Genomic DNA, 24,468 nt, shown 5'->3' with positions numbered 1-24,468 from the left:
AAGAGAGTTTCACCGGGTCGTCGGCGGGCGGACGGGCGTTAGTGCTTGAGCTGGGTAGCGAAATGCTGTCGGAACTTCACGACCTTCGGCTGGATCACGAGCTGGCAGTACGCCTTTTCCGGGTTCCGCCGGAAGTAGTCCTGATGGTACTCCTCGGCCGGGTAGAACTTCACGAAGGGAACAATCTCGGTCACGATCGGCCCGCGCCAGATCTTCGCGGCGTGGATCTCACCCGACACTCGTTCCGCCATCGCCTTCTGGGCCGCGTTCCGGTAGAAGACCACCGATCGATACTGGGGACCGACATCCCCTCCCTGGCGGTTTCGGGTCGTCGGGTCGTGGGTCGTGAAGAACACCGACAAGAGATCGTGCAGGGAGATCACGGCCGGATCGAACGAAACCTCCACCGCTTCGGCGTGACCGGTCCGACCTCCGCAGACCTCCTCGTACGAAGGGTTCTCCACCGTGCCGCCGGAGTACCCCGAGACCGCCTTCTGGACGCCCCGCAATTCCGAGAGGACCGCTTCCACGCACCAGAAGCACCCTCCGCCGAGCGTTACGACCTCCGTTCCAGCCCCTCCGTTCGACGTCGCTTCCGACATCCGCTGCACCTTCCTTACACCGGCGCCAGCAGCCGATCGAACAGGCCGATCGGTGGGCACCCGAATCCGAGGAGGGTGTCGTGGAAGCGGAGCAACGAACCCCCGAACCGCGGTTCGAGATGCTTCGACCGGGCCCGGAGGATTGCGAGCTTCCCGAGCGTGTAGCAGAAGTACTCCGGGTTGAACGTTCCCCGGACCGCCTCGCGTTCGGCCGGAAGGTGCTCGAAATGGGCCTCCGTCTCGAACAGGCGTGTCGCGTCGGCCACGGACAAGCCCCGGGTGTGGAGCCCGACCGACGCGATCAGGCGGCAGTCCCGCAGTAGGGCGTCGTGGATCTGCGCCACCTCGTCGGATGTTCCGCGCCCTCCCATCCCTTGCTCGATGACCAGCTGTTCGCAGTAGTGCGCCCAACCTTCGACGAACGACGGGGACATGTACACCTTCCGAGAGAGACTTCCGGAGCTTTGCCGCAGGTGGAGGAACTGCAGGAAGTGCCCCGGGAACACTTCGTGTACGGTGATGTTGCGCAGCATGGTGCGATTGAGCGAACGTAGCCATTCCTCTTGCTCCTTCGCACTCCACTTTGCATCGACCGGGGTGACGTAGTAGATCCCTTGCCCGCTCGAGGTATCGAACGGACCGGGAGAGTCCATGCTCGCCGTGGAGAGTGCTCGGCCCCAGGCCGGCGTTTCTTCGACCTTACAGTTGGCCGGATCCGGGATCGAGACGAGCTCGCGATCCTGGACGAACCGTCGAGTGAACTCGACCTCGGCCTGCGCTGTTGGGATCAGATCGGCGGCGCTCGTGTGGTCCTGGCGGAGACCCTCGAACAGCGTGTCCTCGCTCGAGTGCTCCGCCGCAGCGATCTCCGCCAATCGGGCTTGGTTGCGCTTCAGGTCCACCCAGCCGGCCTTCTCAATCTCCGCGAATGGGGTTTCGAGCCCTTCGCGCACGAAGAGCAGTCGCTGGAATCGCGGTGGCCCGAGTGCAAAATCCTCGGTCGACTGCGGCAGGAGATTGTCCTGGATGTGCGCGAGGAACGCGGTGATCGCGGCCTCGGCCGGCCGACGCACCTTCGCCACCTGAGCTCCGAGGAGCGGATCGGCCTTCGCGGCGAACTCCTCGGCCTCGAGGAAGTGGGCGGGCAGGCCCCGGCCCATCGAGACCGCGAGTTGGAGAAACGGCCTCGGAAGCTTCGCTCCGAGGCGCCGGTGGGCCTCGGCGAGATGCTCCGGGATCGTGTCCAAGATCTGGACGATCCCCTCCACTCGCTGGGCGATGGGAGCGTAGTCACGGGCGACATACGAGGTGAGGGAGAGCGAGCCGAGGTGGACCATCGGGTTGCGGTCGAACTCGCCGAGATCCTTCAGGTCGAATCGAGGGCCCTCGAGCAGGAGCTGCAGGAGGAACCGGTCGATGTTCCGATTCGCGTCGTCTCTCACATCGATGGCCGCCAGCCGCTGAAGCAGTGCCTCCGCCCCTCCGACCCAACGATCGGTCGAGGCGCGGGAGACCAGGGGCAGCCGGCCATCGTACTCGTGCAGCCCGAGCGAGACCGCCCAGTTCGGATAGAGCTCGAAGAAATGGTCCACGACCTGGCGCTCGAGTGCCTCGAATTCCCCCGCCGCGGACGGAACGTTCGGTGTCATCGCCGCGCCGAAGCGGTTCCCTCCTAAACGGTCACGGGTCCGCTTCGGGCCCCACTCCGACCCCTCCGGGCGCCCTCCCGCAGCATTTTCCCTGCGACCGGATATCCTTCCTCATGCCGAGCGTCACCGAACGCCTACGCGAACTGGGGATTCTGCTTCCCCCGCCGCCGAAGCCGGTAGGTTCCTACGCCCCGGTCGTGGCCGACGGACCGATCGCCTGGGTCTCCGGCCAGATCGTCGTGGAGGGAGGAGCGGTCGCCCATCCGGGACTCGTGGATCGGGACGTCTCGGCGGAGATCGCGAAGGACCTCGCGCGTCGCGCTACCCTCCAGGCCCTGAGCGCGCTCACGGCGGCGCTGGGATCGCTCGACCGCGTTCGGAGGATCGTGCGCGTCGTCGTCTTCGTCGCCTCCTCTCCCGGCTTCGTCCGCCAGCACGAGGTCGGGAACGGAGCGACCGATCTCCTCGTCCAGCTATTCGGGGAGGCGGCGCGGCCTGCCCGCGTATCGGTCGGAGTCACCGCGCTCCCCCTGAACGGACCGGTCGAAGTCGAGATCGTCGCCGCGATCGATTGAGCGGGGCCCGATGGATCCGACGAACTGGCCGGGCGTGTTTCGTGAGGGGCGCGATCTCTACACGGTCAACCTGCGGCCCGGCGAGCGGGTCTACGGCGAGGAGCTCCGCGTCTCCGCGCGCGTCGAGTACCGCCAGTGGGATCCATTCCGTTCGAAGCTGGCCGCCTGGCTCCTGCGCGGGGCCGAAGAGGCACCGTGGGTCGGAGCGAAGAACGTGCTCTATCTCGGGGCAGCGCACGGGACCACCGCGAGCCACCTGTCCGACCTGCTGCCGGACGCGCGGATCTTCGTGGTCGAAAAGAGCCCCACCTCCTTCGCTCCCCTGCTCGCGCTCGCACGCCGACGCACCAATCTATACCCGATCCTGGCCGACGCGCAGCTTCCCGAGCGCTATGCGGCGGACGTCGGGACGGTGGAGTTCCTCTACCAGGACATCGCCCAGAGAACGCAGGCAGCGATATTTGCGGAGAACGCAAGGAGTCTCCTCGCCACCGGCGGGCGGGGGCTCATGATGCTCAAGATCCGCTCGGTGACCCAGACCCGCCCGGCTCCGGCGATCGTCCACGCGGCTCGATCCGAGCTCTCGCGGGACGGCTTGACGGTCCTATCGGAGACGGCGCTCGTCCCGTTCTCGCGGGAGCACACGGCGCTCCTCGTTCGGTCGTAAACCCAGCCCCCATCGTTCACCGTTCGCGGGCCGATCGAGCCGCAAATACCGACCTCCCGTCGCACGGACGGGTGGCTGCATGGACGACGAAGAGAAGGCAACGACGCGCGGGAACTGGATCGGATGGCTGTGGGGGAGGCGTCCGCCTCCGTCGGTGACGCCCCCGGACGCGGTCGAGGTCCTACGACGGATCATCGAGCCGTGCGATGGGGCGGAGCGGGCGATGGTCGAGCTCCTCGCGGAGGAGGAAGGGGTGCCCTGGGCGCGCGTGCGACGCACGATCGATCGATTGTGCGCTACGGGCCGGATCCGATCGGATCGCGGAGAGGACGGGGTGGTCCGACTGACCTGGATCGAGCGTCGGGAGGGACGGTGAACCCCCGCCTCGGCCCGACCGCGTTCGCGGTGTTCGTCGCGAGCCTCCTCAGCGTGGGAGCGGGAACTGCGGTCGTTCCTGGAACCGTGGCGGGACCCCACGCTCCGCATCCGGCCCCGTCGGCGGCGTCGGCGAATAGCCCGGTCGGAAACTTCTCCGCGGCGGTGAACCGTTTGGTCGATCTCCTTGCGGTGGCGGGCGGTGGGATCCTCGCGTTGGTGTGGGCACGTGTCGCCTTCAGCTGGTTCTCCAACGACATCACGAAGAAGGTGCAAGCGAAGGACCGCGCGCGCGACGCGCTGATCGGAACGCTCGTCTTCACCGCCGCGATCACGGGCCTCGTCTGGGGGCTCGCGCAGTGGGTCATCACCGGGGTCTAACGCCCCCATGGTCGACATCGGCCAGATCGTCCAGGCAATCCTCTTCGGGCTGTTCGCCGCGCTGACCGCGGCGCTCGCTGCGATCATCGGGCCCACGTACGACAACCTGGTCGTTCCCGAGCTGCAGGTCGGCCAGTTGTTCCCACCGCTCGGACCGGGGAGCCATGGGGGCCCGAGCTATCTCGCCCAGGCGGCGAATTTCAGCTCGTTCACTCTGGTGAGCCTCGTTGATCCCCTCATCGCGCTCGTCGCGATCGGCATCGGCGGCGTCTACCTCGCGAAGTCGGTCTGGCCGCGCTCGCCGGCATGGGCGGACGGCCTGATCGCGCGGTTCGTGGTCGCGGTCGTCCTCGCCAACTTCACCGTCCCGATCGCCGGCGGGATCCTCGAGGTCGCCGGCGCGATGTACCCGACCATCGCCGGCTACGACGGCGGCGCTTGGCAGCACTGGGTGAATCTCGCGGGGAGCGCGGAGTTCAGCTTCTCCTGGAGCAACGGCGCACTCACGTTCGTCCTCGCTTTCGTTCAGTTCTCCCTCGTGCTCCTGTTAGCGCTCGCGATCGGCGTGCGAGATGCTCTCCTCGCGGTGCTGATCGTCGTCCTGCCGCTCTTCACGATTGTCTGGCCGATCCGCCCGTTCTCGATCTGGGCGAAGCGCGGATGGCTATTGTTCATCGAGCTCGCCTTCCTACCGTGCGTTCTCGTCATCCCGCTCGAGCTCGCGGTGGGCTCGCCGAACGTGGGACTGCTCGTTGCGTACCTGTCGATCGCCCTCGCTTCGCCGTTCCTTTTGTCGATGTCCGGCACGCAGCTCTCCTCCTTCGGGTTCCCGAACGTCGGCTCCACGCTCTCCAACGGGGTCGAGCGGGGTCTCGCCCAGGCGTCCCGCGGGCCGTCGTCGGGGGCGCAGGCGTTCTCGAGTAGCGGCGGCGGAGGCAGTGGAGGCGCGGGGGCCGCGATCCAGGGGTCTTCGCGCTCGCTCTCGGGGGCTGCGATGCCGGCAGCGGCTCCGATCCTCGTAGCGGATGCGTTCGGGCGAAGCGCGGCCCACCTCGCTCGCCACATTCGTGGCTCGATGGAGACCTCGACGCGCCGGTTCGCCCCGGTGGGTCGAGGAGGCGGCGGATGAGATGGCCCTGGGCGAGATCCGGCCCGAGCGGATCCCGCTGCCGGAGCGGATCGACCGACGGATGCGATTCGGTCCATTCCCCTCCGTACGCGACGCGCTCCGGTGCGTGGCGTATGCCGCGGTGGGTGCGCTGGTCATCCCCTGGGCCGGCGCGTGGACGTGGCTTCCCATCGTCGGTGTGGCGTTCCTCGTCACCGTCTGGCACCCCGAAGGAACGGCCGTCGACGCGCGGATCGCCGCGTACGTCCGCTGGACGTTGCGGACGCACCGGGAGGTCGATGCTGTGAGCGGCCCGTCGACCCGCGCGGAGTTGGGAGATACCGTTCGTCTCGCCTCGGGCGTGCGGGTCGCCGTGTTGAAGTGCGCGGGATCCCCCGTCGCATTCCTTCCTCCGGAGGAACTCCATCGGCGCTTCCGGGGGTACCGGGACCTCCTGCGCGGGAGCGAGGGCGGGATCGTGCTCGCTTCGGTCGGAACGCCGATCGACGCCCGGCCCTGGCTCCCATCGAGCACGGAAGGCGACCGCCCGGACGCCGCCGCACGAGCCGCATACTCGGAGATGGTCCAGCTGCTCTGTTCTCGCCGTCGCCGGCGTCGGGTCTACGTGCTCCTCTGGGAGCATGCGTTCCGGACGGACGGGGCTTCCCGACTGAGCGACCGGGTCCAGGCGATGCGTCAGGGACTCGCGACCCTCGGGGCGGAGCCCGCTCGCCTACGCGACCGGTCGCTCACGGCAGCGCTCCGCCACTTTGGATGGGGCGAGAGGCGACCGGGGAGCGAGCGACCATGAACGGACCGCTTGACCATGATCCGTTCATGATGGCCGTCGTCCTCGCGATCGCCACCGCGCTTGCGTCGGTCGAAGATCCGCAGCTCGGCGCGCTCTCGCTCACGCTCGTCGCGCTCGCGATCGCGGCGCGCCTCGTGCATCTGCGCTCCCCCGCTCGTGGACTGCGCGTGCCCCGCGAGGAGCTCGCGGGAATATCGATCGTGGCCCTAGCGACTCTTCTCTACGTGGCGGCCCCGATTCCGGTCGACGCGGTGCGCGGACCGATCCTCGCGATGAGCCTTCTGCCCCTGTGGTGGGCGACCCGTCATCCGACCGCCGATCGAGGAGGGCTTGCATGACCCGAGCGAGTGCGGTCGAAGGGCCGGGGTGGCTCCGCACGCGCGGGCGCTACGTCGCCCCCCTGTTGATCCGAGAGTTCCCGAGGGAGGTTCCGTTCGGATTCCTCGGTGGCCTCTGTCCGACCTCGGAGTCGCTCGAGGTCCTCGTCGAGGCCCACCCCATCGGCTCGGGACGAGCGCTGGAGCTCCTGCACGGAGCGCGCGCGGTCGCCGAAGCGGAACTCGCCCACGGCGGCGACGGAGACGGCCGATCCGCCCAGCTCCATGCGGAGCGCGAGAGCGCCCAGGAGCTCGGCCATCAGGTCGCCCGGCGCGAGCAGGAGCTTTGGAGGGTGGGAGTTCGATTCGCCGCGGTCGCGAGCTCGGAGGGCCAGGCCGAGCGGACGCGCACGGGACTCGAGCGGCGCCTCGCCGCACTGGGGTTCCACACGCGCGTGCCTCGCTATGCGGTACGCGAAGCGCTGGCCGCTCCGGGACTGACCGGCTCGGAGGTCCGGCCCGTCGGCTACTGGCAAACCCTCCAGACCGACGGTCTCGCGGCGTTCTATCCGTTCGTGGACGAGACCGTGCTCGAGCCCGGCGGAGTGCTGGTCGGGCTCCTGTTGCAGGATGCCGCCCCGGTCTTCCTCGACCGCTGGTCGCACGCGAGCCACTCCTGGGGGATCTTCGGAGCGACCGGGTCCGGCAAGACCTTCGCGACCGCGCTGACCCTCCTGCGCACGCGGTGGATCCGCCCGGAAGCGGGCGTCGTCCTCCTTGATCCTCTCGGCGAGTTCGGGGGGTTCGTGCGGGCGCTCGGAGGTACCGTTCTGACCTTTGGTGCGGAGAGCGAAGTTCGTCTGAACCCACTCGACCCGATCTCCACGGGCGGGGATCGTGCCGAGAAGGCCGGGCGCGTCGGCGCCATCCTGCGCACGCTGTTTCCGAGCCTGCGGGACGAGGAGTCCGCGGCGCTGGACGCGGCGGTGAGTCGGTTGTACGACCGGGGGCCGGAGATCCCGGTGTTCTCCGATCTCCTCGCCGAAGTGGATCGCGGACCGGCCACCGAGCGCCTCGAGGCCCTGCTCGAGCCGTTCCGCTCGGGTTCGCTGCGAAGCGTGAACGGTCCGACCTCGGTCAACGTGGAGACGAACGTCGTCAGCGTCGACTTCCGAGGGATCCCCGAAGATCACCTGCCGTTCCACCTCGCGTACGTTCTCGATTGGGCGTACGGACGGCTGCGGGATCGCCCCGGCCCGAAGCTCCTCGTGGTTGACGAGGCTCACCTGCTGGTGCGGCACGGTGCCACGGCGGAGTTCCTCGACCGGATCGTTCGGCATGTGCGGCACTTCCAGGGAGGCGTCGTGGTGCTCAGCCAGCATCCGGACGACTTCCTCCTCCATCCGAGTGGTCGTTCGCTGCTCGGGAACCTCCGCGCGACCTTCCTGTTGAGGCTCACCCACGTCGCGCCGGACGTGCGAGCGTTCTTCGGGCTGACCGACGCGGAGGCAGAGTGGATCCCTCGCGCGCGGCTCCCGCGCGAGGCGGGGTACTCCGAAGGCCTGCTGCGCCTCGGAGATCTCCACCTCCCGATCGCCCTGGTCGCCTCGACCCCGGAATACGACTTCTTGGTTCGGGTCTTGGCCCCCGACTCCGCGTCGAAGGGACCCCATCCTGCGCCTCCAACACCACGCTTATGAGGAAAGGGCCCGAACCGTCTCGACGTGGCGACGCAGGACCGGGCCACCGCGACCGCACCCGCGCGACGCCGCCCGAACTGGAGCCTGAGGACCATCGTCGAGAACGTCTCGGGCCACCCGATTGCGCACTTTCAGGATCCTCCCCGGTCGCTTCCAACTCCTCCGGCCCCACGTTCGAGTGCCGGCGTGGCCGAGTCCGCCCCGCCGGGCGAGTCCCTTCCGGCCGCGGACGCGCGGGAGGCCGCGGATCCCGATCCGATCGAAGCGATTTACCCGCCGCTCGTCGGCGAGCTCGGGCGCGAGTATCACGGTAAGGACCACGAGCACGACGCGGAGACCATCGCTCGCCATCGCACCGGCCCGGACGCGCCCGCGAACACCGGGCGAACTCCGGGGCCCCTGGCTCGACCGGAGCGGCTCTATCTGCACTATCTCTTGTTGCACATGGATCGTCTGAGCGACACGGCGCTGGTCTACCTCGGCCACGCGGTCGAAGAAGAGCGCGTCCACCGGACGCGCTCGAAACGGACTCCGCCGGCGGCCGCACCCGAGTAGGGTCGGATCGAACCCATCTCCATCTACTCCACGGCGACTTCGAAGCCTTGGCGGCGTCCCTCGTCGACCGAACGCGCGTGGATCTCGGGATCGATCTCGACCCCGATCGCCTTCCGGCCGAGGCCGGCCGCGGTCCATAGCGTCGTCCCCGTACCGGCGAACGGGTCGAGGACTGTGTCGCCGACCACGCTGAACATGCGGACGAGCCGACGCGGGATCTCAGGAGGGAACGCGCCGGTCCGCTGCATGCCGGCCCTCTGGCGCGCTCCCCGGACATCGGTCCATATCTGGGAGAACCAGCGATCCCGTTCGGGCCGGGTGTACCGGCTCGATCGCCGGCGCGGATCCCCCGGGGAGAACCGCCGGAGGGCTCCCTTGCGGAACAGGAGGATGAACTCACAGTCGAGCGTGACGTACGCATTCGGCGGAAGGAAGCCGGACCCCAGGAAGGCGTTCGGCTTGTTCGTGGGCTTCTTCCAGAGGAGATACGGGAGCGGTCGGAACCCGATTGCGCTCGCTTTCGCGAGCACCGTGGCGTGGTTGGGCCACAGCTGGAACTGTCCGTTCGTCGACCGAAGCGCATCCCCGATGTTGATCGCGAGGATCCCCCCGGGTACGAGCACTCGATGGCACGCTCGCCACGCTTCGGTAAGCGCCGCGTGCATCCCGTCGTACTCTAACGCCCCGAGGCGCCGGAAGGTCTCGTCCCACTGCGGGATCATCGGATACGGAGGGGAGGTGACGACGAGATCGACGGACGTGTCGGCGACTCCGGGCAGCAAGCGGGCGTCGCCGCGGAGGAGCGTCACCAACAGCGGGCGAATCACGGCCACCGCTCCGTGAGAGCGAGGCGATGGTTAATACCGCCACCGGCCTCCATCGAGCGATGAGGCTCGACCGGCCCGTTCTCCAGGTCGCGCTGGACTTCGAGAACCTCTCTCGTGCGCTGCTCGCCGCTCGGGAGGCGGTCGAGGGCGGGGCGGATTGGATCGAAGCCGGAACCCCGCTGATCAAGAGCGAAGGACTGGACGCGGTCCGGGAGCTGAAGAAGGCGTTCCCGAGCCATCGCATCGTCGCCGACATGAAGATCATGGACACCGGCGCCTTCGAGGTCGAGATCGCGGCCAAGGCCGGCGCCGACGTGGTGACCGTCCTCGGAACCGCGGACGACGACACGATCGCCGACGCGGTGCGCGGCGGCGAGCTCTACGGAGCGGAAGTCGTGGTGGATCTGTTGAACGTGGCCGATCCCGTCGCGCGCGCGCGGCGAGCCGCCGAGCTCGGAGCGGCCGCGGTCTGCTGGCACGTCGGGATCGACATGCAGATGCAGGGAAAGACGCCGTTCGCCATGATCGAGGAGTTGGCGAGGGGCTCACCGATCCCCGTGGCGGTCGCCGGAGGTCTCAACAGCGAGAGCGTCGCGCGCGCGACCCGCGCCGGCGCGCAGATCCTCATCGTCGGGGGCGCGATCACCAAGAGCCCGAAGATCGTGGAAGCGACCCGCGAGATCCGGCGCGCGATCGATACGCAGAAAGAGGTCTCCACCGAGCTCTTCCGGCGGTACTCGGGAACGGAGATCCGGGAGGCGTTCTCGAAGGTCTCGAGCCCGAACGTCACCGACGCGATGCAGCGCCAAGGAGCGATGCACGGTATCCAGCCGCACCTTACGGACCGGACCGTTCGCATGGTCGGCCCCGCCGTCACCGTCGTGACCCGGGACGGGGACTGGGCGAAGCCGGTCGAGGCGATCGACCGGGCCGGCCCCGGGGACGTAATCGTGATCGACGCCGGAGGCAGCAGCACCGCCGTCTGGGGGGAGCTCGCGAGCTGGAGCGCTCGCGGACGGGGCGTCGCGGGGGTCGTCATCGACGGCGCGGCCCGGGACATCGATGCGATCCTCGATATCGGGCTGCCGATCTTCAGCCGGAACCTGAGCCCGAACGCCGGAGAGCCGAAGGGCCACGGTGAGATCGGGATCGAGGTCCTGGTCGGAGGCCAGCGCGTCCGTCCCGGGGACTGGATCGTGGGCGATCTCAGCGGGATCGTCGTGGTTCCGCGCGAGCGGGCGCAGGAGATCGCGAACCGATCGCTGGACGTGCTCGAGCACGAGAACCGCGTCCGGGAGGAGATCCAGCGCGGATCGACGCTCTCCAAGGTTCAGAAGCTCGAGCGATGGGAACGGGTCGGCTGAGCCGTGCTCGGGTCCGACGGGGCACTCGACCCACACGAAAGCTCAATAGGACGGGCCGGCGCTCGCGAACGAGGGCCGCCCGAGGCGCTCCCGTAGTCTAGTCCGGTCAAGGATTCGTGGCCTTCGACCACGTAACGCGGGTTCGAATCCCGCCGGGAGCACTCCTTCCCTTCGGTGCCGGAGGATCGGACCGAACGGGGTACGGGACGAGCGATATCGCGCGCGGACTAGTCGGTCGACAGCGAAGCTCGGGTGTACTTGGTGCTCCATCCGCGCAGGAGGGAGTACGCTCCCGCCACGACGAAGAGTGCCCCGACCACCATCAGGAGGCTGCTGGTCTCCGCGACCACCACGACGACGCCTGCCAGGACCAGGACGATGCCGGTCCAGTGCGGCCAGCGCGTTCCCGGGCTGGCGGGAGGGGTCCGGCGCGGCAGAAAGTCCGCGTCCATGGCTCCTCCTGCCTCTTGGGGACTCCCGGGACCTTCCGCTATAGGTTCAACCCGCCGGAAGCGCGGCCTTGGATCCCCGCTTGTACCTGGCTGAGCAGGCTATGTCCATGACTCCAGACCGGCACCACGGAGAGCGCGGTCTCCACGCCGGGTGCAGCGCCCGTATGAGCCGCGATGACCAGGCCCGCGACGCCGACGCTCGCGACGGCGACGACCTTCGCGGCCAAGCTCCCCTTCGCGGCGATCGCGCCCACTTTCGCGGCCCATCCGATCTTGCTGACCGAGGTTGCCATCATGGACTTCGCACCGCTCGACAGCGCTCCGGTGGCCGAGACCGCGATCGAGCCGTGTCCCGCGGCATGTGTGCCGATGGTGATCGGAGCGATATGCGTAACACCGTGGATTGTGGTCCCTCCAGCGGCGTGGATGCCGGTCGAGGTCTTGCCCGCCGCTGCCCCGGCAGCGTTGAGGTCGATTGAGGTCTTGCCTGCGGCTGCACCCACGGCGTGAGCCCCTACCGAAGGGGAACCCGCCGACGCTCCGGCGGAGCCTTGAGCGATCCCGTGGGCCGCCACTCCGGCATGCGCGATCGTGCTTGTGGACACGCCGGTGGACGTGGACGCCGTTGTTGCGCCATGGATGGTCCCGGTGTTCACGACGTGGATTCCGATCGAGGAGGGACCTGCCGAAGTCCCCGCGGGCGCCTGCGCACCCAGCTGGGCGGTCGCCCCGACGTGAGCCGAAGAGCCTGCGTGGGTCGCTGTGCCCGTCGATCCTCCCGATGTCGGTGGGGGTCTGGGCGAAGAGGGGCCGGCGCTTGCGGTTCCTCGCGCCGTTTCGCTCGCGCTCAGCTTCGCGCCTTTCGTTACGATCGTCTCGTGGGCGACCACGGCCGGGTTTGTCTCCATGAGGTTCACCGCTCCCTCGATGCGGACCCCGGCTAGTTGTACTTGAGTCCAAGATGGGGGTGGGTCCGTTGGACACCTTGCGGGTGCGTTCCGAGGAGGGCGCTCCTCTCCCAAGGTCGTTTCCCTCGAAGTCTCTCGGAGGAGACGCGAGCAGCGCAAAACCACTGGAACGGGGCGGACGGCTCGGTCCGTCACCTTGGCTTGCGTACGAGGAACCTCGTGTGTCCGCCGTCCCCTTCCGGGACGAACGCCTGCTCGATCGGCTCGAACCCGAGTTCCCCGAGCCACTGCTGGTACGTCCCGGCGTCGGCATGGCTCCAATACATCGTTGCTTCCGATCCGAGCCACCCTCTCTCGATACCGGTGTACGCCTCGGCTCCCAGGGTGGCGAGGAAGAATCCCCCTGGCATGAGCCATGAGTAGATCCGCTCGAAGAGCGGGCGTTGCTCGGCGAGCGGCAGATGGATCATGGAATAGAGCGCAACGACCGCTCCGAACATGTTCTCGGCGAAGGCGACCTTGGCCATGTCTACGCGGATGAACCGTGCGGAAGGAACGAGCGCGCGCGCCCGCTCGATCTGAACGTCGGAGATATCCACGCCCGTGACCCGATACCTCGGCGCGAGCCGACGGGCGATCGGGACGCCGCACCCACACCCGAGGTCGAGCACCTCCGCTCCCGCGTCGACGTGATCGAGGATCGGCCCCAACCACGGTTCATACTCCGCGGCCGTATGTCGGAACGGATCCGCTGCGGCGTCATCCGAACGGTATCGAAGTGAGACCTGATCCCATCCGTCTCGTACCAGTCGTTTCGCACGCGCGCTCGAAAGCGGCGAGGCTGGGTCCGCGATCACGTCGGGCTCGCTGGACCGCCCGGCCTCCGGGGCGTTGAGGGCGTCGAGCACATGAACCCGAGCGTCGGCCCGACGCGCCGACTCGAGGCGGTACCGGAGTTGATGGCGGCGGGCCCGCTCGAACTTGAACTCCCACGGTCCCAAGTGCCCGACCTCCCACAGGACGAGCGCGTCCGGCGGGGCGAGCGGTAGGCTGAGCCGCTCCTTGCCGCGGGCAGCCGCCCGAAGCTTCTCCGAGGACAGCGAGCCGCTCTCCCACATCAGGAGACCGCCGACGATCTTGCGGACCATCCCCCACACGAACGAGGGAGCTCTCACCTCGATCCAGATCCCGCGAACGGCGGCGTGCACCCGGATTGATTCGATCGGCCGGAGGCTTGCCCGCTCGGCCGGTAGGCCGCGGCCGAAGGTACGCGCGTCGACGCTCGAGCCGAGAAGGAGAGCGCCCTCCTCCAGGTGATGGATCCGGCGCTCGTTCCCGGGTAAGTAGTAGCGATAGACGCGGTGCGTCGCGCTTCGGACGCGGAAGGTTTCGTCGACCTCACGGGCCGCGTTGAAGAAGATATCCTCGGCGGTTCCGTTGATCGCCCGCAAGAAGGCGGGGCCCGCGAGCGGGCTCGTAGCGGTCAGAACGTTCCCGCGCGCGCTGACCCCGGCGTCGGTACGGCTCGCAACATCGATGCGAGCGGCGTCTGCGTTCGGAGCGATGCCGAGGCGCACGACTCCCGATCGGATCGTTCCTTCCACCGTACGGCGACCCGGCTGGCGGGCCCAGCCGTCGAACGCGGCACCATCGTATCCGAAGCGGACTAGCCAGCGCGTCGTGTTCCACCGAACCCCGAGGTGGTTCTTGAGCGCTTACGCCGTTGAGGGATCCACGCGGGCGTCGGCGACCGCCAGGGCACGGTCGAGCACCTCGAGGCCGTGGTCGAGTTCCTCTCGGGTGATGATGAGGGGAGGTCCGATCACGAGGTGCGACACCCAACTGATGCAGTAGACCCCCTCCTTCATCATCGCCTGGCTCACGGCATCGGCCACGAGAGGCCTCCCCGCGATCTTGTCGTCCTCGGTGTTGAACGGCGCGCGGGTCGTGCGGTTCTTGACCAGTTCCACCGCCGCGAACAGCCCGAGGCCCCGGACCTCTCCGACCGATGGGTGCCGGGCTTGGATCTCCCGCAGCCGGCCCAATAGATACTCCCCGTCCCGTCGTGATTTCTCGATGAGGGCGAGACGGCGATACTCCTCGATGGCCGCGACGGCCGGCGCGAGGGTGAGCGGGTGCGCCTCGTAGGTGTGTCCGTGCGGGAAGTAACGCTCTTGGAAGATGTCGTGGATCGCCGGGGTCGTCGCCGTCAATCCGAGAGGCGCGTACGCGCCGGTGATCCCTTTCGCGGTCGTCAGGATGTCCGGGACGACGTTCCAATGGTTGACCGCGAACCACTCCCCGACGCGGCCCCAGCCGCTCATCACTTCGTCCGCGATCAGAAGCACCTCGTGCTTTCGGGTGATCTCGCGGATGCGGGGAAGGTATTCCGGCACCGGGACGATGACGCCGTTCGTGCCGACCACGGGCTCCACGATCATCGCCGCGACGTCCCCCTCCCGCGTGATCTGCTGGTCCACGTACTCCGCGCACTCCACGTTGCAGCTGGGGTACGTGAGCCCGAACGGGCAGCGATAGCAGTAACAGTCGGGAGCGAAGACGGTTCCCGGGACCTTCTGGAATTTCTCGATGACCCGACGACGGAGCTCGCCCGTCACGGAGATCGAGGCGGCCGTGGCGCCGTGATAGGATCGGAAGCGCGAGATCACCTTCGTGCGGCCGGTCGCAGCCCGTGCGATCTTCAGCGCGGCCTCGTTCGCCTCCGTCCCCGACGTGCTGAAGAAGAACCGGGAAAGCGGGGAGGGCAGCACCTCGAGGAGCCGGGCCGAGACCTGCGCGCGGACCTCGGTCGACATGCCGGGGGCGACGTACGGCAACGTGCGCGCCTGATCGACGATCGCCTGGGCGACCCGCTCGTTCCCGTGGCCGAGGTTCGTCGCGATCAGCTGGGCCGATAGATCGAGGTACTCCTTGCCGGCCCGGTCCCAGAACTTGGACCCCTGGGCACGGACCACGACCACGGGATCCCATCCGCCTTGGCGTCGCCAGGTGACGTAGTTCGTCTCCCGTACGATCTTGCGCTCCGCTTCGGGATCCATCGCTCTCGACTCGGCGAGCGAGCCTCCCCTAATAAGGGCCCATCGCCGCGCGACCCTCCGGGCATTGTGATATGCGCAAGGGCACTGGAGCGCGCGAGCACGTCGATGACCCGCGATGCCGAGTGGTCGAGCTATCGGGACGCTCCCCGGATCCTCCATCCCCCTCCGGGTCCACGTTCCCGGGAACTCCTCGCCGAGCAGGCGCGACTCGAGACCGAGGCAGTTTCCTACCCCCGCCACTTTCCGATCGCGATCGCTTCCGCCCAGGGAGCGACGATCGAGGACGTCGACGGCAACCGGTTCATCGACTGGGTCGCGGGCATCTCGGTCCTCAATCTCGGTCACCGCCACCCTCGCCTCGAAGCGGCCCTCCACGCCCAGGCAGGCAAGATCTGGCACGCCCTCGAACTCCCGACCGAGGCACGGATCGAGTTCTTGCGCGAGCTCCAGGCGCATCTACCGGGAACGTTGAAGAATCATGCGAAGATCCTCTTCACGGTCACGGGCGGCGATGCGGTCGAGACGGCCGTTAGCCTCGCCGATTTTGCTCAGGGCCGCACCGGCACCGTCGCCTTTTCCGGGGCGTACCACGGGGTCCACGGCGGAGCGGTCAACCTGACGAGCGGCCGCCGGTACCATCGCACCACGTCCTTCCACGGAGGCTCGATCGTTCGAGTTCCGTACCCCGACCCGTACCACCCGGTCCTCGGTGCCGACACGGGCGCGGCCGGAACGATCCGCTATCTGGAGCATCTGGTCACGGACCCGCATTCGGGGATCGATCAGATCTCCTCGGTGCTGGTCGAGCCCATCCTCGGCGAAGGAGGGTACGTGGTCCCGCCGGCCGATTTCCTTCCCTCCTTGCGGGAGTTCTGCGACCGCCATCACATCCTGCTCATCGCCGACGAAGTGCAGACGGGACTCGGCCGGACCGGACGCTTCTGGGCCGTGGAACACTCCGGAGTGACCCCGGACATCCTGTGCATCGCGAAGAGCATCGGGGGCGGAATCCCCCTCTCGCTGGTCGCCTACCGCGAGGATCTCGCTCCCGAACTCCCCCCCGGATTCCACCTGGGAACCTATCGAGGGAATCCCCTCGCGCTCGCGGTCGGAACCGAGGTCCTCCGCATCCTCGCCGGAACGGATGTGATCGAGCGGACCCGGACGCGCGGTGCTCGCTTGCTCGAGCGGTTCCGCTCCATTTCGTCGTCCCACCCCGCAATCGGCGACGTGCGCGGTCTCGGCTTCATGATCGGCACGGAGTTCGTCCGCGATGCCCGCGCGCGCTCCCCCTGGACCGAGGGTGCGAAATCGGTACGCACGGGCATGCTCGGCCGCGGGGTGCTCATGCACACCGCCGGCTCGTACGATCAGGTGCTGCGGTTCATGGCCCCGCTCACGATCGAGGACGAGCTCCTCGAGCGTGGGACCGAGATCTTCGAACAGGCGATCGGAGACCTCGACCGCCAGCCTCCCGCAACGGCATCCGCCGCCGACGGATCGAGCCCATCGCCGCCTCCGGCTCACGCTCGACGTCCGGCCGCGTACCAACCCCATCCCACGGCCTCGGGTGCCGCGATCCGACGGATCAACCGTCGGCGTAGTTCACCGAGATGAGCTTGACCTCGGTCATCTCGAGCATCGCGTCGCGGATCCCTTCACGGCCGAGCCCGCTCTCCTTCACCCCACCGAAGGGAAGCGCGTCCCAGCGCAAGTTCGTCGGGTCATTGAGATGGACCGAGCCGGCTCGGATCCGCTTCGCTACACGGAACGCCCGCGCGAGATCCCGGGTGTAGACGGAGGCCTGCAGTCCGTACGGAGTGGCATTGGCGATCCGAATCGCGTCCTCGATCTTCTCGAAGCGGAGGATCGGCGCGATCGGACCGAACGGCTCCTGCCGCACGACCTCCGCACCCTCGGGCACGGAGTCGAGCACTGTCGCCTCGAAGAAGTTCCCACCCGGAAAGGCATTCGAGCGCCGGCCGCCCGTCAGGACCGTAGCGTCCCGACGACGTGCGTCTTCCACCATTCGCTCGACCCGATCGACCGCGGCCCGGTCGATGAGCGGGCCGAGCTCGGTGGTCTCCTCGCTGGCCGGTCCCAGGCGGAGCCCTTTGGCCCGCGCCGCGAGCGCGATGCCGAACCGGTCGGCCACCGCTTCCTGGACGAGGAACCGCTTGGAGGCTGTGCAGACCTGGCCCGAATATCCGAACGCTCCTCGCGCGGCGGCCGCGACCGCCACGTCGAGGGCCGCGTCGTCGAGCACGATGAACGGATCGAGCCCGCCGAGCTCGAGAATCACGCGTTTCGCGTGCCGGCCCGCGGCTTCCGCGAGCTGTTTGCCGACCTCGGTCGATCCGGTAAAGGTCACGAGGCGCGTGCGGGGATGCTCGACGAGCGCACTGCCGATCGCGCCGCCCGGGCCGATGACGACGTTGAACACCCCCGGCGGGATCCCCGACGCTTCGAGGTGCTGGGCGAGGCGGAGCGCCGTGAACGGCGCGCTGCTCGTCGGCTTGGCAACCACGGGGTTCCCAGCGGCCAGCGCTGGAGCGATCTTGTGGCAGAGGAGGTTCAGGGGGAAATTGAACGGGCCGATCGCGACGATGACCCCCATCGGGTCCCGGACGGTGAACAGGAATCGACGATCGTTGCCGACCGGATACTCGTAGGCGTCGGCCGGATAGCTCTCCCCTCCGAGCTGCCGGATCTCCTCGGCCGCGAGCTCGAAGACGCTCGCCGCCCGGGTGACCTCGACTCTCGCTTCGGTGATCGGCTTGCCCACCTCGAGGGCGATCAGGTGAGCGAGGGGGTCCCGATCGGCGCGAAGGCGCTGGGCGATCTCCCGCAGGATGCGCGCTCGTTGATGGCCGGTGACCGCCGCCCAGCTCTCTTCGGTCGCCGCGGCCGCGTCCACGGCAGCGCGCGCTTCGTCCACAGAAGCGATCGGCGCCTGCCCGACCGTGCTCCCTGTCGATGGATCGACCACGGGTCGGTACCCTCCCCCGGCCGGAGCCCGCCACTCTCCCGCGATGAACAGGCGACCGCGGCCGTCCGACGGCACTCCCTCGATCATGCGACCTGCCTACGGATCGCCGTAGACCGTGTAATGCCATCCCTTCCGCACCGGGCCCGCGAAGTCGGCACCGATGTTCCTCAGGACCGTGTAGTGGGCGAGCAGGTCGACCCACTCCCCGCCGATGACCATCCGGGCAGCCGGGGACGCGGCCATCACGCCAGGTAATCGCGCGGGAGCGTCTTGAGCTCGGTGAAGGTCTCTCCGATCGCCTGGATGAACCGCTCCACGTCCTTGTCCGTGTGCGCGCTCGAGAAGGTGATCCGCTCGTAGTTGTCCGGATGTGTGTAGATCCCCTTGTCGAGCAGGAGCTGGTGGTTGCGCAAGTAGAGGTTCCAGTCGATCTGGAGGGCCTCCCGGTAGTTCTGGATCTTCTTGCGGCGGGTGAAGAAGTACTGCAGCATCCCGTTGACCGACTGCACCAGGACGGACACCTTGGCGTCGCGCGCGGCCTGTTCGATGCCTTTCTCGAGCTTGTTGGTGAGGTGCCCAAAGCGCGCGTACAACTCCTCTCCTCCGCGCGCGAGGTGCTTGAGGTTCGCGAGCGTTCCGGAGAGGGACAGGTTGTTCGCGAAGTACGTACCTCCGAAGGAGATCCGGCCCGGCGCGATCGAGTCCATGTACTCAGCCTTCCCCGAGACCGCCGAGATCGGCACGCCTCCGCCGAGCGCCTTCGCCCAGCAAGAGAGATCGGGCTCTACCCCGTAGAGCTGCTGCGCGCCTCCGGGTGCCACCCGGAATCCCGTGAACACCTCGTCAAAGATGACTAGGATCTCGTTCTGGTGGGCGATCTCCACGATCCGCTTCAGGTACTCCGGGACCGGCGCAATGACCCCCGCGTTCGCCATGATTGGTTCCAGGATCACGCAGGCGAGCCGATCGCGGTAGCGCTTGACCATCCGCTCGAAGGAGACGATGCTGTTGTACTGCGCGACCATCACGTAGTCCGTGACGCCCGGCGGGATCCCGGCGGAGTTCGGGAGCGGGCGAGGATACTCGTCCAGGCCCGCCACGATCGGCGGAGCCTCGGCGCTGATCAGCGCGTAGTCGTGCTGGCCGTGGTAGTGGCCCTCGAACTTCAAGATGGCATCCTTGCCGGTCACGGCGCGGGCGATCCGGATAGCGTTCATCGTGGCGTCGGAACCGTTCGAGCAGAACGCGACGCGCTCGGCGCTCGGGACGAGCCGGCGGAACTGCTTCGCTACGTCGATCTCGAGCTCGGTAGGGGCAGCAAAGTGGATCCCCTTCTCCGCCTGCTCGGCGATCGCACGCACCTGGTCCGCGGGTGCGTGCCCGTTGATGAGGCACCCGTACGCGAGGTTGAAGTCGAGGTACTCGTTCTCGTCCTCGTCCCAGATGCGGGCGCCCTTCCCGCGAGCGATGAACGGTGGGCAGGGATCGTAGGAGGCGACCCGGATCAAGGAGCTCGATGCGTTCGGAACGTAGAGCTTCCCCTCCGCGAAGAGCTTCGCGCTCTTCCTGAGCTTGGGCACGAGCCGTGCGATCGGGATCGGCAGTTCCGGAGGGGTTTCGACCTCGACAACGAGGGGGGCAGAGGTCGGGTCCTTCTTGGCCTCTCGTGACAGCTCCTCTTTCCGCGCGTCGGCCGCGGCGGCGTTCTCGGCAGGGACGATGGAGGGCTGCGCGGCGCCCTCTGCCTTCAGGCCTGCCGGCAGCTCCCGGACCGGTCGGCCATCCGCGCCCGGACGGTCGCCCGGGGCTCGGGGTGGGGGAGTTGGGGCGGTCTCCGATTCCGCCATGAGAATTTCATCTCCGTAACTGTCTCATCGACCCGGGGGACCGTATATATAGACAGCGAACCCACGGAATCCGTGGTACGTAAGATGTACGTTATAATACATTTTCACGCGTGTTAAGTTAAAGGACTCTATATCGATGATATTGCCAACTCGCCCTCGAAAACACTGCTATAAGTTCTCCAAATTATCCACTTCGGACACGGTTGGGTAACCCTTCACCTGCCGAGTGGGGTCCCCGCGGGGGTCGGTCTCCGGGGCCCCGAAGGTTGATGCGTTCGCGGGCGCCATGGCCTCCCGGGGCGGCCGGGCCCCCTTGGGTCGCATGGCGTCGCACGGGAATCCACGACCCGCTGACGGGCGCATCCGGGTGATCGACAGCCACACTGAAGGGGAGCCGACCCGCGTCGTCCTCTCCGGAGGGCCCGACCTCGGGGGCGGATCGCTCGCGAGCCGTGTCGAGCGCTTCCGGACCCTCCACGACAACTTTCGTCGGATTATCGTAGACGAACCTAGGGGCTCGCCCATCGCCGTCGGGGCGCTCCTCTGCGCACCGGTCGCTCCGGTCGCGTCCGGTGTGGTTTTCTTCAACAATGTCGGGTACCTCGGGATGTGCGGGCACGGTACGATCGGAGTGCTCGTTACCCTCCACCACCTGGGCCGGATCGCGGCCCCGAGAACCTACCGGCTCGAGACGCCGGTCGGCGTGGTTTCTGCCGAGCTGCACAACGCTCACGAGGTGACGTTCACCAACGTTGCGAGCTACCGCCATCACAAGGACGTCGAGCTCGAAGTCCCTGGGTACGGACGGGTCTACGGGGACATCGCATGGGGGGGGAACTGGTTCTTCCTCGTCGCCGATCCGACCATCGAGCTGCGGCTCGCCGACGTACCCGCCCTCACGGACCGGACCGTTGCCATCCGACGGGAACTGCACCGAAAGGGCATCACCGGGGCCGATGGGGCGGAGATCGACCACGTCGAGCTCTCCGGACCGCCGCAACGGCCCGACGCGGATGCTCGGAATTTCGTGCTATGCCCTGGGGACGCGTACGATCGCTCCCCATGCGGCACGGGAACGAGCGCGAAGATGGCCTGCCTGTACGCCGATGGAAAGCTTGCCGAGGGAGCGCTCTGGCGGCAGGAGAGCGTTCTCGGCACTCGATTCGTGGGTCGACTAGTGCGCCGCGACGGGATCCTCTACCCTGCGATCCGCGGCTCGGCCTATGTCACGGGTGAAACGGAACTTCTCGTCGACCGCGACGATCCGTTGATCCGGAATCCACGAGGGTGAGCTCTCGGGAACCCGACGCGGACGCGGTCGGCGATGGATTCGAACGCCTCGAGGGCCGAAACCTCCATCTGGCCGGCCCCGGTGCGTGGGCGAACCCGGGAGGAGAAGCGCGTCGATGACGTGGAGTGGTGTCTGGCCGGCCCTCACGACCCCGTTCGATCCGTCGTTGGAGGTCGATCTGCCTTTTCTCGAGCGGCACGTTCGATGGCTGCTCGATTCCGGGTGCGCGGGTGTGGTCGTGCTCGGCTCACTCGGAGAGGCTCCCGCGCTCACCGCGGAGGAGAAGATGCGGATCGTCGAGAGCGCGGTGCGCACCGCCGGCCGCATGCCGGTGCTCGTCGGGATCTCGGCCTACTCCACTGCGGACGCGGCTCGACTCGCGCGTGCGGCTGAGGAGTGGGGCGCGAGCGGACTCATGGTGCTCCCGCCGTACGTCTACCACGGGGACGCCCGGGAGGTGCGCGCCCACTTCTCTCAGGTGTTCCGTGCAACGCGGCTCCCGTGCATGTTGTACAACAACCCGATCGCCTACGGCACCGACGTGGTACCCGACGATGTCGAGGCACTGGCGCGCGACAACCCCAATCTCGTGGCCGTCAAGGAGTCGAGCGGAGACGTTCGACGCATCACCGATCTCGGGTTTCGGCTGGGTTCCCACGTCGCTCGATTCGTCGGGATCGATGACCAGATCTTGGAGGGGATGGCCGCCGGGGCGTCCGGGTGGGTGGCCGGGCTTGCCAACGCGCTCCCTCGAGAATCGGTCGAACTGTTCGAAGCGTCGCGCGCCGGACGGCAAGTCGATGCGCTCGCGCGATACCGCTGGTTCTTGCCGCTGCTCCGTCTGGATGCGAATCCGAAGTTCGTCCAGTTGATCAAGCTCGTTCAGCAAGAGGTGGGGATGGGAAGTTCTCGGGTGCGCCCTCCGCGACTCGAGCTCCACGCGGAGGAGCTGGACCGGACCCGTCGACTGATCCAGGCGACGCTCTCGAATCGCCCGAACGCCTCTTCGAGCTGAGAGTGCTCCTCGGCAGAGGGGGGACCCCACCCTGAGGTAGTTCTAGCGTTGGCGGACGAGGTCCAGGGGGGCGAGCTCCCGCTCGGGGGGAGAGATCGTCGTCTCGATCCCCCGTCGCGCGAGCTCGTGCCGGAACCGAGGCGCGGGGACGCACACTTCGGGCGGAAGCACGCCGACGCCCGTGATCTCTCCGCGCGCGATCATCTCCGCGCCGATCGAGCCGGCGACTCCGACCGCGTACTCCGTAGCGCTGAGCTGCCAATCCGGTCGAGGCGGGAAACGTGCGACCGCGTGACGTTCGGCCGGCCGGCCGCTGAGCGTGCCGTGTACCTCGATGTCGCAGACCTCCCAATCCTCGATCGTCACTCCGGGCGGGGACCCGAGCAGGCCCTCTCGCTTCAGCAAAGCGGCGAGGAATTCGCGGGGCACGACCGACCGATCCCCGACCTGAACCGGCCGGTCGGATCCGAGCCCGAGCAGAGCCATCGTTCGCATGAGATCGATCCCGGGACCCCCTTCCTTCCATTCGCAATGGCGCAGCCCTTTCGCTCGCAAGCTCTCGGGGAGCGTGGCGGCCTCCGAGTGCAAGGTCCGATACACGCGGGTGCGACCCACCGGAGATGGGAAGTCGTACTCCTCGGCCCCGCTCATCGCAAGCTGTTCCCGGTACTCCCCGTTGTCGAAGATCAGGGCCGGCTGGATCATTTCATCGAGGAAGGTGCTCGGCGACCACGTGAACGCGATCTCGGGCCCGTTCTCGGTGAAGTCCTTCCAGCCATCGCGGATGAGGATCGACTCGACGCGTTCCAGGTCCCGGCACGCCGCCATGGCGAGCACGTTCGAGATGCCCGGAACCTGGCCAAGGCCGGGGATGGCCAGGAGTTGGGCCTCGCGGAACTTCGGATCCAGGGCCAGTTGTCTCCGAGTGGTGTGGAAGAGTCCGCCGAAGTCGAGGTAGGGGACCCTCGCGGTGAGGCAGGCGTTCATGACCGCGAGGTTGAACGTGTACTGGACCGCATTGACGCAGACCGAGGCGCCCTCCAGGAGCTGGGCGAGGGCCGCGGCGTCGCGGACGTCGACCCGTTCGGCGCGGACCCGCCGCGGGGCTCCGGCACGTCGCGCGGCTTCCCGGGCGAGTTCCTCATCGAGATCGGCGACGACGATCGAGTCGAACTGGTGACCCGCGGCCAGGTCACGGACGGTGCACCGGCCGGTCAGGCCACCTCCCCCAAGGACCACTGCGCGCATCGGACCTTCGTGTTGCCTCACGCGTTGAGGAGCTACTTTCCTGCGCGCCGTAGGGTGGCCGGGGATCGGGGTCCGGTCGCTACTTTCGGTGGAGGTGGCGTCATCGGCGGGGACTCCGGGGTGGCGGCCGCGCCGGCCGCCTCTGCGTCTCCTCGGGCGAGGATCGACTGGAATGTTTCGAAGTGCCTCAGGAAGGGGTCGGCCCGACGCTGGTTCTCGACATCCCCGAGCGCGATCTCGAGTTGCGCCTTCGCCTTCGGATCCCCGCTCTGCGCGCGGACCGCGTAGACGCACAGGAGCTGGTAGTGCGCGAGCACGTAAGAATCGGGGCGGGGGCGGCTCATGTCTCCCTTGCGCGGCCGGTAGATCCGATCGAACGGAACGGCCTCGGCGACCGCTTTCTTCTGAGAGAAACCAAAGTATCGGCCGGGGCCGAGCACGCGCGTTACCTCTCGAACGTTGTTGGAGAGCGCGTTCGAGAGCCGGTCGCACTCGTGCCAGCACCATAGCCCGAACCCGTAATCACCGGCGGTGTACGCCTGCCACGCCTGATCGTATAGACGCCGTTCCTTCTCTTCGCTGGACCACTCGGGCAATAGCTCCGCTCTCCAGTCGGAAACGATCAGGTCGACCTTGATCGTGGGAGAGAACTCGACGAACTTGGGAACGGTAGGCGCGCCCACGTTTCGCCCTCCTCCCCGCGGACGTTTAGACGTTTCGGGGACCCT

General features: G+C 67.8%; 25 protein-coding genes and 1 tRNA gene. 14 read left to right on the top strand and 12 right to left on the bottom strand.

The genetic code is table 11. The features are described 5' to 3' along the window. Positions 1 to 38: 38 nt before the first annotated feature. Both msrA and VMV28_02415 read right to left on the bottom strand, forming a co-directional pair. The gene (msrA, locus tag VMV28_02420) at positions 39 to 602 is read right to left on the bottom strand and encodes a peptide-methionine (S)-S-oxide reductase MsrA (GenBank protein ID HUZ79463.1); all 564 of its coding nucleotides are present in this window, start codon (positions 600 to 602) and stop codon (positions 39 to 41) included. A gap of 14 nt (positions 603 to 616) precedes the next feature. Next, positions 617 to 2,251 carry a DUF885 domain-containing protein gene (locus VMV28_02415; GenBank protein HUZ79462.1) on the bottom strand — a complete coding sequence of 545 codons (1,635 nt, stop codon included), beginning with the start codon at positions 2,249 to 2,251 and terminating at the stop codon, positions 617 to 619. A gap of 113 nt (positions 2,252 to 2,364) precedes the next feature. Between VMV28_02415 and VMV28_02410 the strand changes: the two genes are divergently transcribed. From VMV28_02410 to VMV28_02370, 9 genes are all read left to right on the top strand, one after another. After that, on the top strand, positions 2,365 to 2,826 hold the full coding sequence (locus tag VMV28_02410; GenBank protein HUZ79461.1) for a RidA family protein: 462 nt from the start codon (positions 2,365 to 2,367) through the stop codon (positions 2,824 to 2,826). A 10-nt stretch (positions 2,827 to 2,836) separates the two neighbouring features. After that, positions 2,837 to 3,493 carry a fibrillarin-like rRNA/tRNA 2'-O-methyltransferase gene (locus VMV28_02405; GenBank protein ID HUZ79460.1) on the top strand — a complete coding sequence of 219 codons (657 nt, stop codon included), beginning with the start codon at positions 2,837 to 2,839 and terminating at the stop codon, positions 3,491 to 3,493. A gap of 79 nt (positions 3,494 to 3,572) precedes the next feature. Beyond that, positions 3,573 to 3,869 carry a hypothetical protein gene (locus VMV28_02400; protein ID HUZ79459.1) on the top strand — a complete coding sequence of 99 codons (297 nt, stop codon included), beginning with the start codon at positions 3,573 to 3,575 and terminating at the stop codon, positions 3,867 to 3,869. Next, a complete protein-coding gene (locus VMV28_02395) occupies positions 3,866 to 4,249 on the top strand; it encodes a hypothetical protein (protein ID HUZ79458.1) in 384 nt (127 codons plus the stop codon). Before VMV28_02400 ends, VMV28_02395 begins: the two co-directional genes overlap by 4 nt. A gap of 7 nt (positions 4,250 to 4,256) precedes the next feature. After that, positions 4,257 to 5,378: a hypothetical protein gene (locus VMV28_02390; protein HUZ79457.1), complete on the top strand. Its 1,122-nt coding sequence runs from the start codon at positions 4,257 to 4,259 to the stop codon at positions 5,376 to 5,378. 1 nt (position 5,379) lies between these two features. Continuing rightward, positions 5,380 to 6,168, top strand: a complete 789-nt coding sequence (locus VMV28_02385) for a hypothetical protein (protein ID HUZ79456.1) — start codon at positions 5,380 to 5,382, stop codon at positions 6,166 to 6,168. Then, entirely contained in the window at positions 6,165 to 6,506 is a 342-nt protein-coding gene (locus tag VMV28_02380; protein HUZ79455.1) for a hypothetical protein, read from the top strand. The genes VMV28_02385 and VMV28_02380 overlap by 4 nt, the downstream gene beginning before the upstream one ends. Beyond that, positions 6,503 to 8,185, top strand: coding sequence for a DUF87 domain-containing protein (locus VMV28_02375; protein ID HUZ79454.1), 1,683 nt, complete (start codon positions 6,503 to 6,505; stop codon positions 8,183 to 8,185). The genes VMV28_02380 and VMV28_02375 overlap by 4 nt, the downstream gene beginning before the upstream one ends. Before the next feature lie 24 nt (positions 8,186 to 8,209). Continuing rightward, positions 8,210 to 8,740 (top strand): hypothetical protein, encoded by a 531-nt coding sequence (locus VMV28_02370; GenBank protein ID HUZ79453.1) that lies wholly within the window; start codon positions 8,210 to 8,212, stop codon positions 8,738 to 8,740. Positions 8,741 to 8,763: 23 nt separating this feature from the next. On the opposite strand, the gene VMV28_02365 is transcribed toward VMV28_02370, so the two are convergent. Continuing rightward, the gene (locus tag VMV28_02365) at positions 8,764 to 9,573 is read right to left on the bottom strand and encodes a site-specific DNA-methyltransferase (GenBank protein HUZ79452.1); all 810 of its coding nucleotides are present in this window, start codon (positions 9,571 to 9,573) and stop codon (positions 8,764 to 8,766) included. A gap of 53 nt (positions 9,574 to 9,626) precedes the next feature. Between VMV28_02365 and hxlA the strand changes: the two genes are divergently transcribed. Together hxlA and VMV28_02355 are read left to right on the top strand one after the other, a co-directional pair. After that, positions 9,627 to 10,931, top strand: coding sequence for a 3-hexulose-6-phosphate synthase (hxlA, locus tag VMV28_02360; GenBank protein HUZ79451.1), 1,305 nt, complete (start codon positions 9,627 to 9,629; stop codon positions 10,929 to 10,931). Between the two features lie 86 nt (positions 10,932 to 11,017). After that, a tRNA-Glu gene (locus VMV28_02355) sits at positions 11,018 to 11,092 on the top strand. A 66-nt stretch (positions 11,093 to 11,158) separates the two neighbouring features. Here VMV28_02355 and VMV28_02350 read toward each other — a convergent pair. The 4 genes from VMV28_02350 to VMV28_02335 all read right to left on the bottom strand — a co-directional run bounded on the left by VMV28_02350 (position 11,159) and on the right by VMV28_02335 (position 15,350). Further along, positions 11,159 to 11,383, bottom strand: coding sequence for a hypothetical protein (locus tag VMV28_02350; GenBank protein ID HUZ79450.1), 225 nt, complete (start codon positions 11,381 to 11,383; stop codon positions 11,159 to 11,161). Between the two features lie 38 nt (positions 11,384 to 11,421). Continuing rightward, entirely contained in the window at positions 11,422 to 12,291 is an 870-nt protein-coding gene (locus VMV28_02345; protein HUZ79449.1) for a hypothetical protein, read from the bottom strand. Between the two features lie 191 nt (positions 12,292 to 12,482). Further along, positions 12,483 to 13,895 (bottom strand): methyltransferase domain-containing protein, encoded by a 1,413-nt coding sequence (locus VMV28_02340; GenBank protein HUZ79448.1) that lies wholly within the window; start codon positions 13,893 to 13,895, stop codon positions 12,483 to 12,485. Positions 13,896 to 14,006: 111 nt separating this feature from the next. After that, positions 14,007 to 15,350, bottom strand: coding sequence for an aspartate aminotransferase family protein (locus tag VMV28_02335; GenBank protein ID HUZ79447.1), 1,344 nt, complete (start codon positions 15,348 to 15,350; stop codon positions 14,007 to 14,009). Positions 15,351 to 15,455: 105 nt separating this feature from the next. On the opposite strand from VMV28_02335, the gene VMV28_02330 reads away from it, so the two are divergent. Beyond that, positions 15,456 to 16,967: an aspartate aminotransferase family protein gene (locus tag VMV28_02330; GenBank protein HUZ79446.1), complete on the top strand. Its 1,512-nt coding sequence runs from the start codon at positions 15,456 to 15,458 to the stop codon at positions 16,965 to 16,967. Here VMV28_02330 and VMV28_02325 read toward each other — a convergent pair. From VMV28_02325 to VMV28_02315, 3 genes are read right to left on the bottom strand one after another with little or no spacing between them, the layout of a single operon-like run. Then, a complete protein-coding gene (locus tag VMV28_02325) occupies positions 16,939 to 18,426 on the bottom strand; it encodes an aldehyde dehydrogenase family protein (protein ID HUZ79445.1) in 1,488 nt (495 codons plus the stop codon). The two genes, VMV28_02330 and VMV28_02325, sit on opposite strands and share 29 nt — an antisense overlap. Positions 18,427 to 18,435: 9 nt before the next feature. Further along, on the bottom strand, positions 18,436 to 18,582 hold the full coding sequence (locus tag VMV28_02320) for a hypothetical protein (GenBank protein HUZ79444.1): 147 nt from the start codon (positions 18,580 to 18,582) through the stop codon (positions 18,436 to 18,438). After that, entirely contained in the window at positions 18,582 to 20,186 is a 1,605-nt protein-coding gene (locus VMV28_02315; GenBank protein HUZ79443.1) for an aspartate aminotransferase family protein, read from the bottom strand. The genes VMV28_02320 and VMV28_02315 overlap by 1 nt, the downstream gene beginning before the upstream one ends. 322 nt (positions 20,187 to 20,508) lie before the next feature. Between VMV28_02315 and VMV28_02310 the strand changes: the two genes are divergently transcribed. Both VMV28_02310 and VMV28_02305 read left to right on the top strand, forming a co-directional pair. Next, the gene (locus VMV28_02310; protein ID HUZ79442.1) at positions 20,509 to 21,477 is read left to right on the top strand and encodes a proline racemase family protein; all 969 of its coding nucleotides are present in this window, start codon (positions 20,509 to 20,511) and stop codon (positions 21,475 to 21,477) included. A 115-nt stretch (positions 21,478 to 21,592) separates the two neighbouring features. After that, positions 21,593 to 22,492: a dihydrodipicolinate synthase family protein gene (locus tag VMV28_02305; GenBank protein ID HUZ79441.1), complete on the top strand. Its 900-nt coding sequence runs from the start codon at positions 21,593 to 21,595 to the stop codon at positions 22,490 to 22,492. Positions 22,493 to 22,534: 42 nt separating this feature from the next. Here the strand turns inward: VMV28_02305 and VMV28_02300 are convergent, their stop codons facing one another. Both VMV28_02300 and VMV28_02295 read right to left on the bottom strand, forming a co-directional pair. Then, complete coding sequence (locus tag VMV28_02300) at positions 22,535 to 23,740, bottom strand: saccharopine dehydrogenase C-terminal domain-containing protein (protein HUZ79440.1); 1,206 nt, start codon at positions 23,738 to 23,740, stop codon at positions 22,535 to 22,537. A gap of 32 nt (positions 23,741 to 23,772) precedes the next feature. Further along, on the bottom strand, positions 23,773 to 24,423 hold the full coding sequence (locus tag VMV28_02295; protein ID HUZ79439.1) for a hypothetical protein: 651 nt from the start codon (positions 24,421 to 24,423) through the stop codon (positions 23,773 to 23,775). Between the last annotated feature and the right edge of the window lie 45 nt (positions 24,424 to 24,468).

This window comes from Thermoplasmata archaeon (assembly GCA_035532555.1).
In the GTDB taxonomy this organism is placed as follows: domain Archaea; phylum Thermoplasmatota; class Thermoplasmata; order Lutacidiplasmatales; family UBA184; genus Lutacidiplasma.
This window is presented reverse-complemented; position numbering and strand designations above follow the sequence as displayed.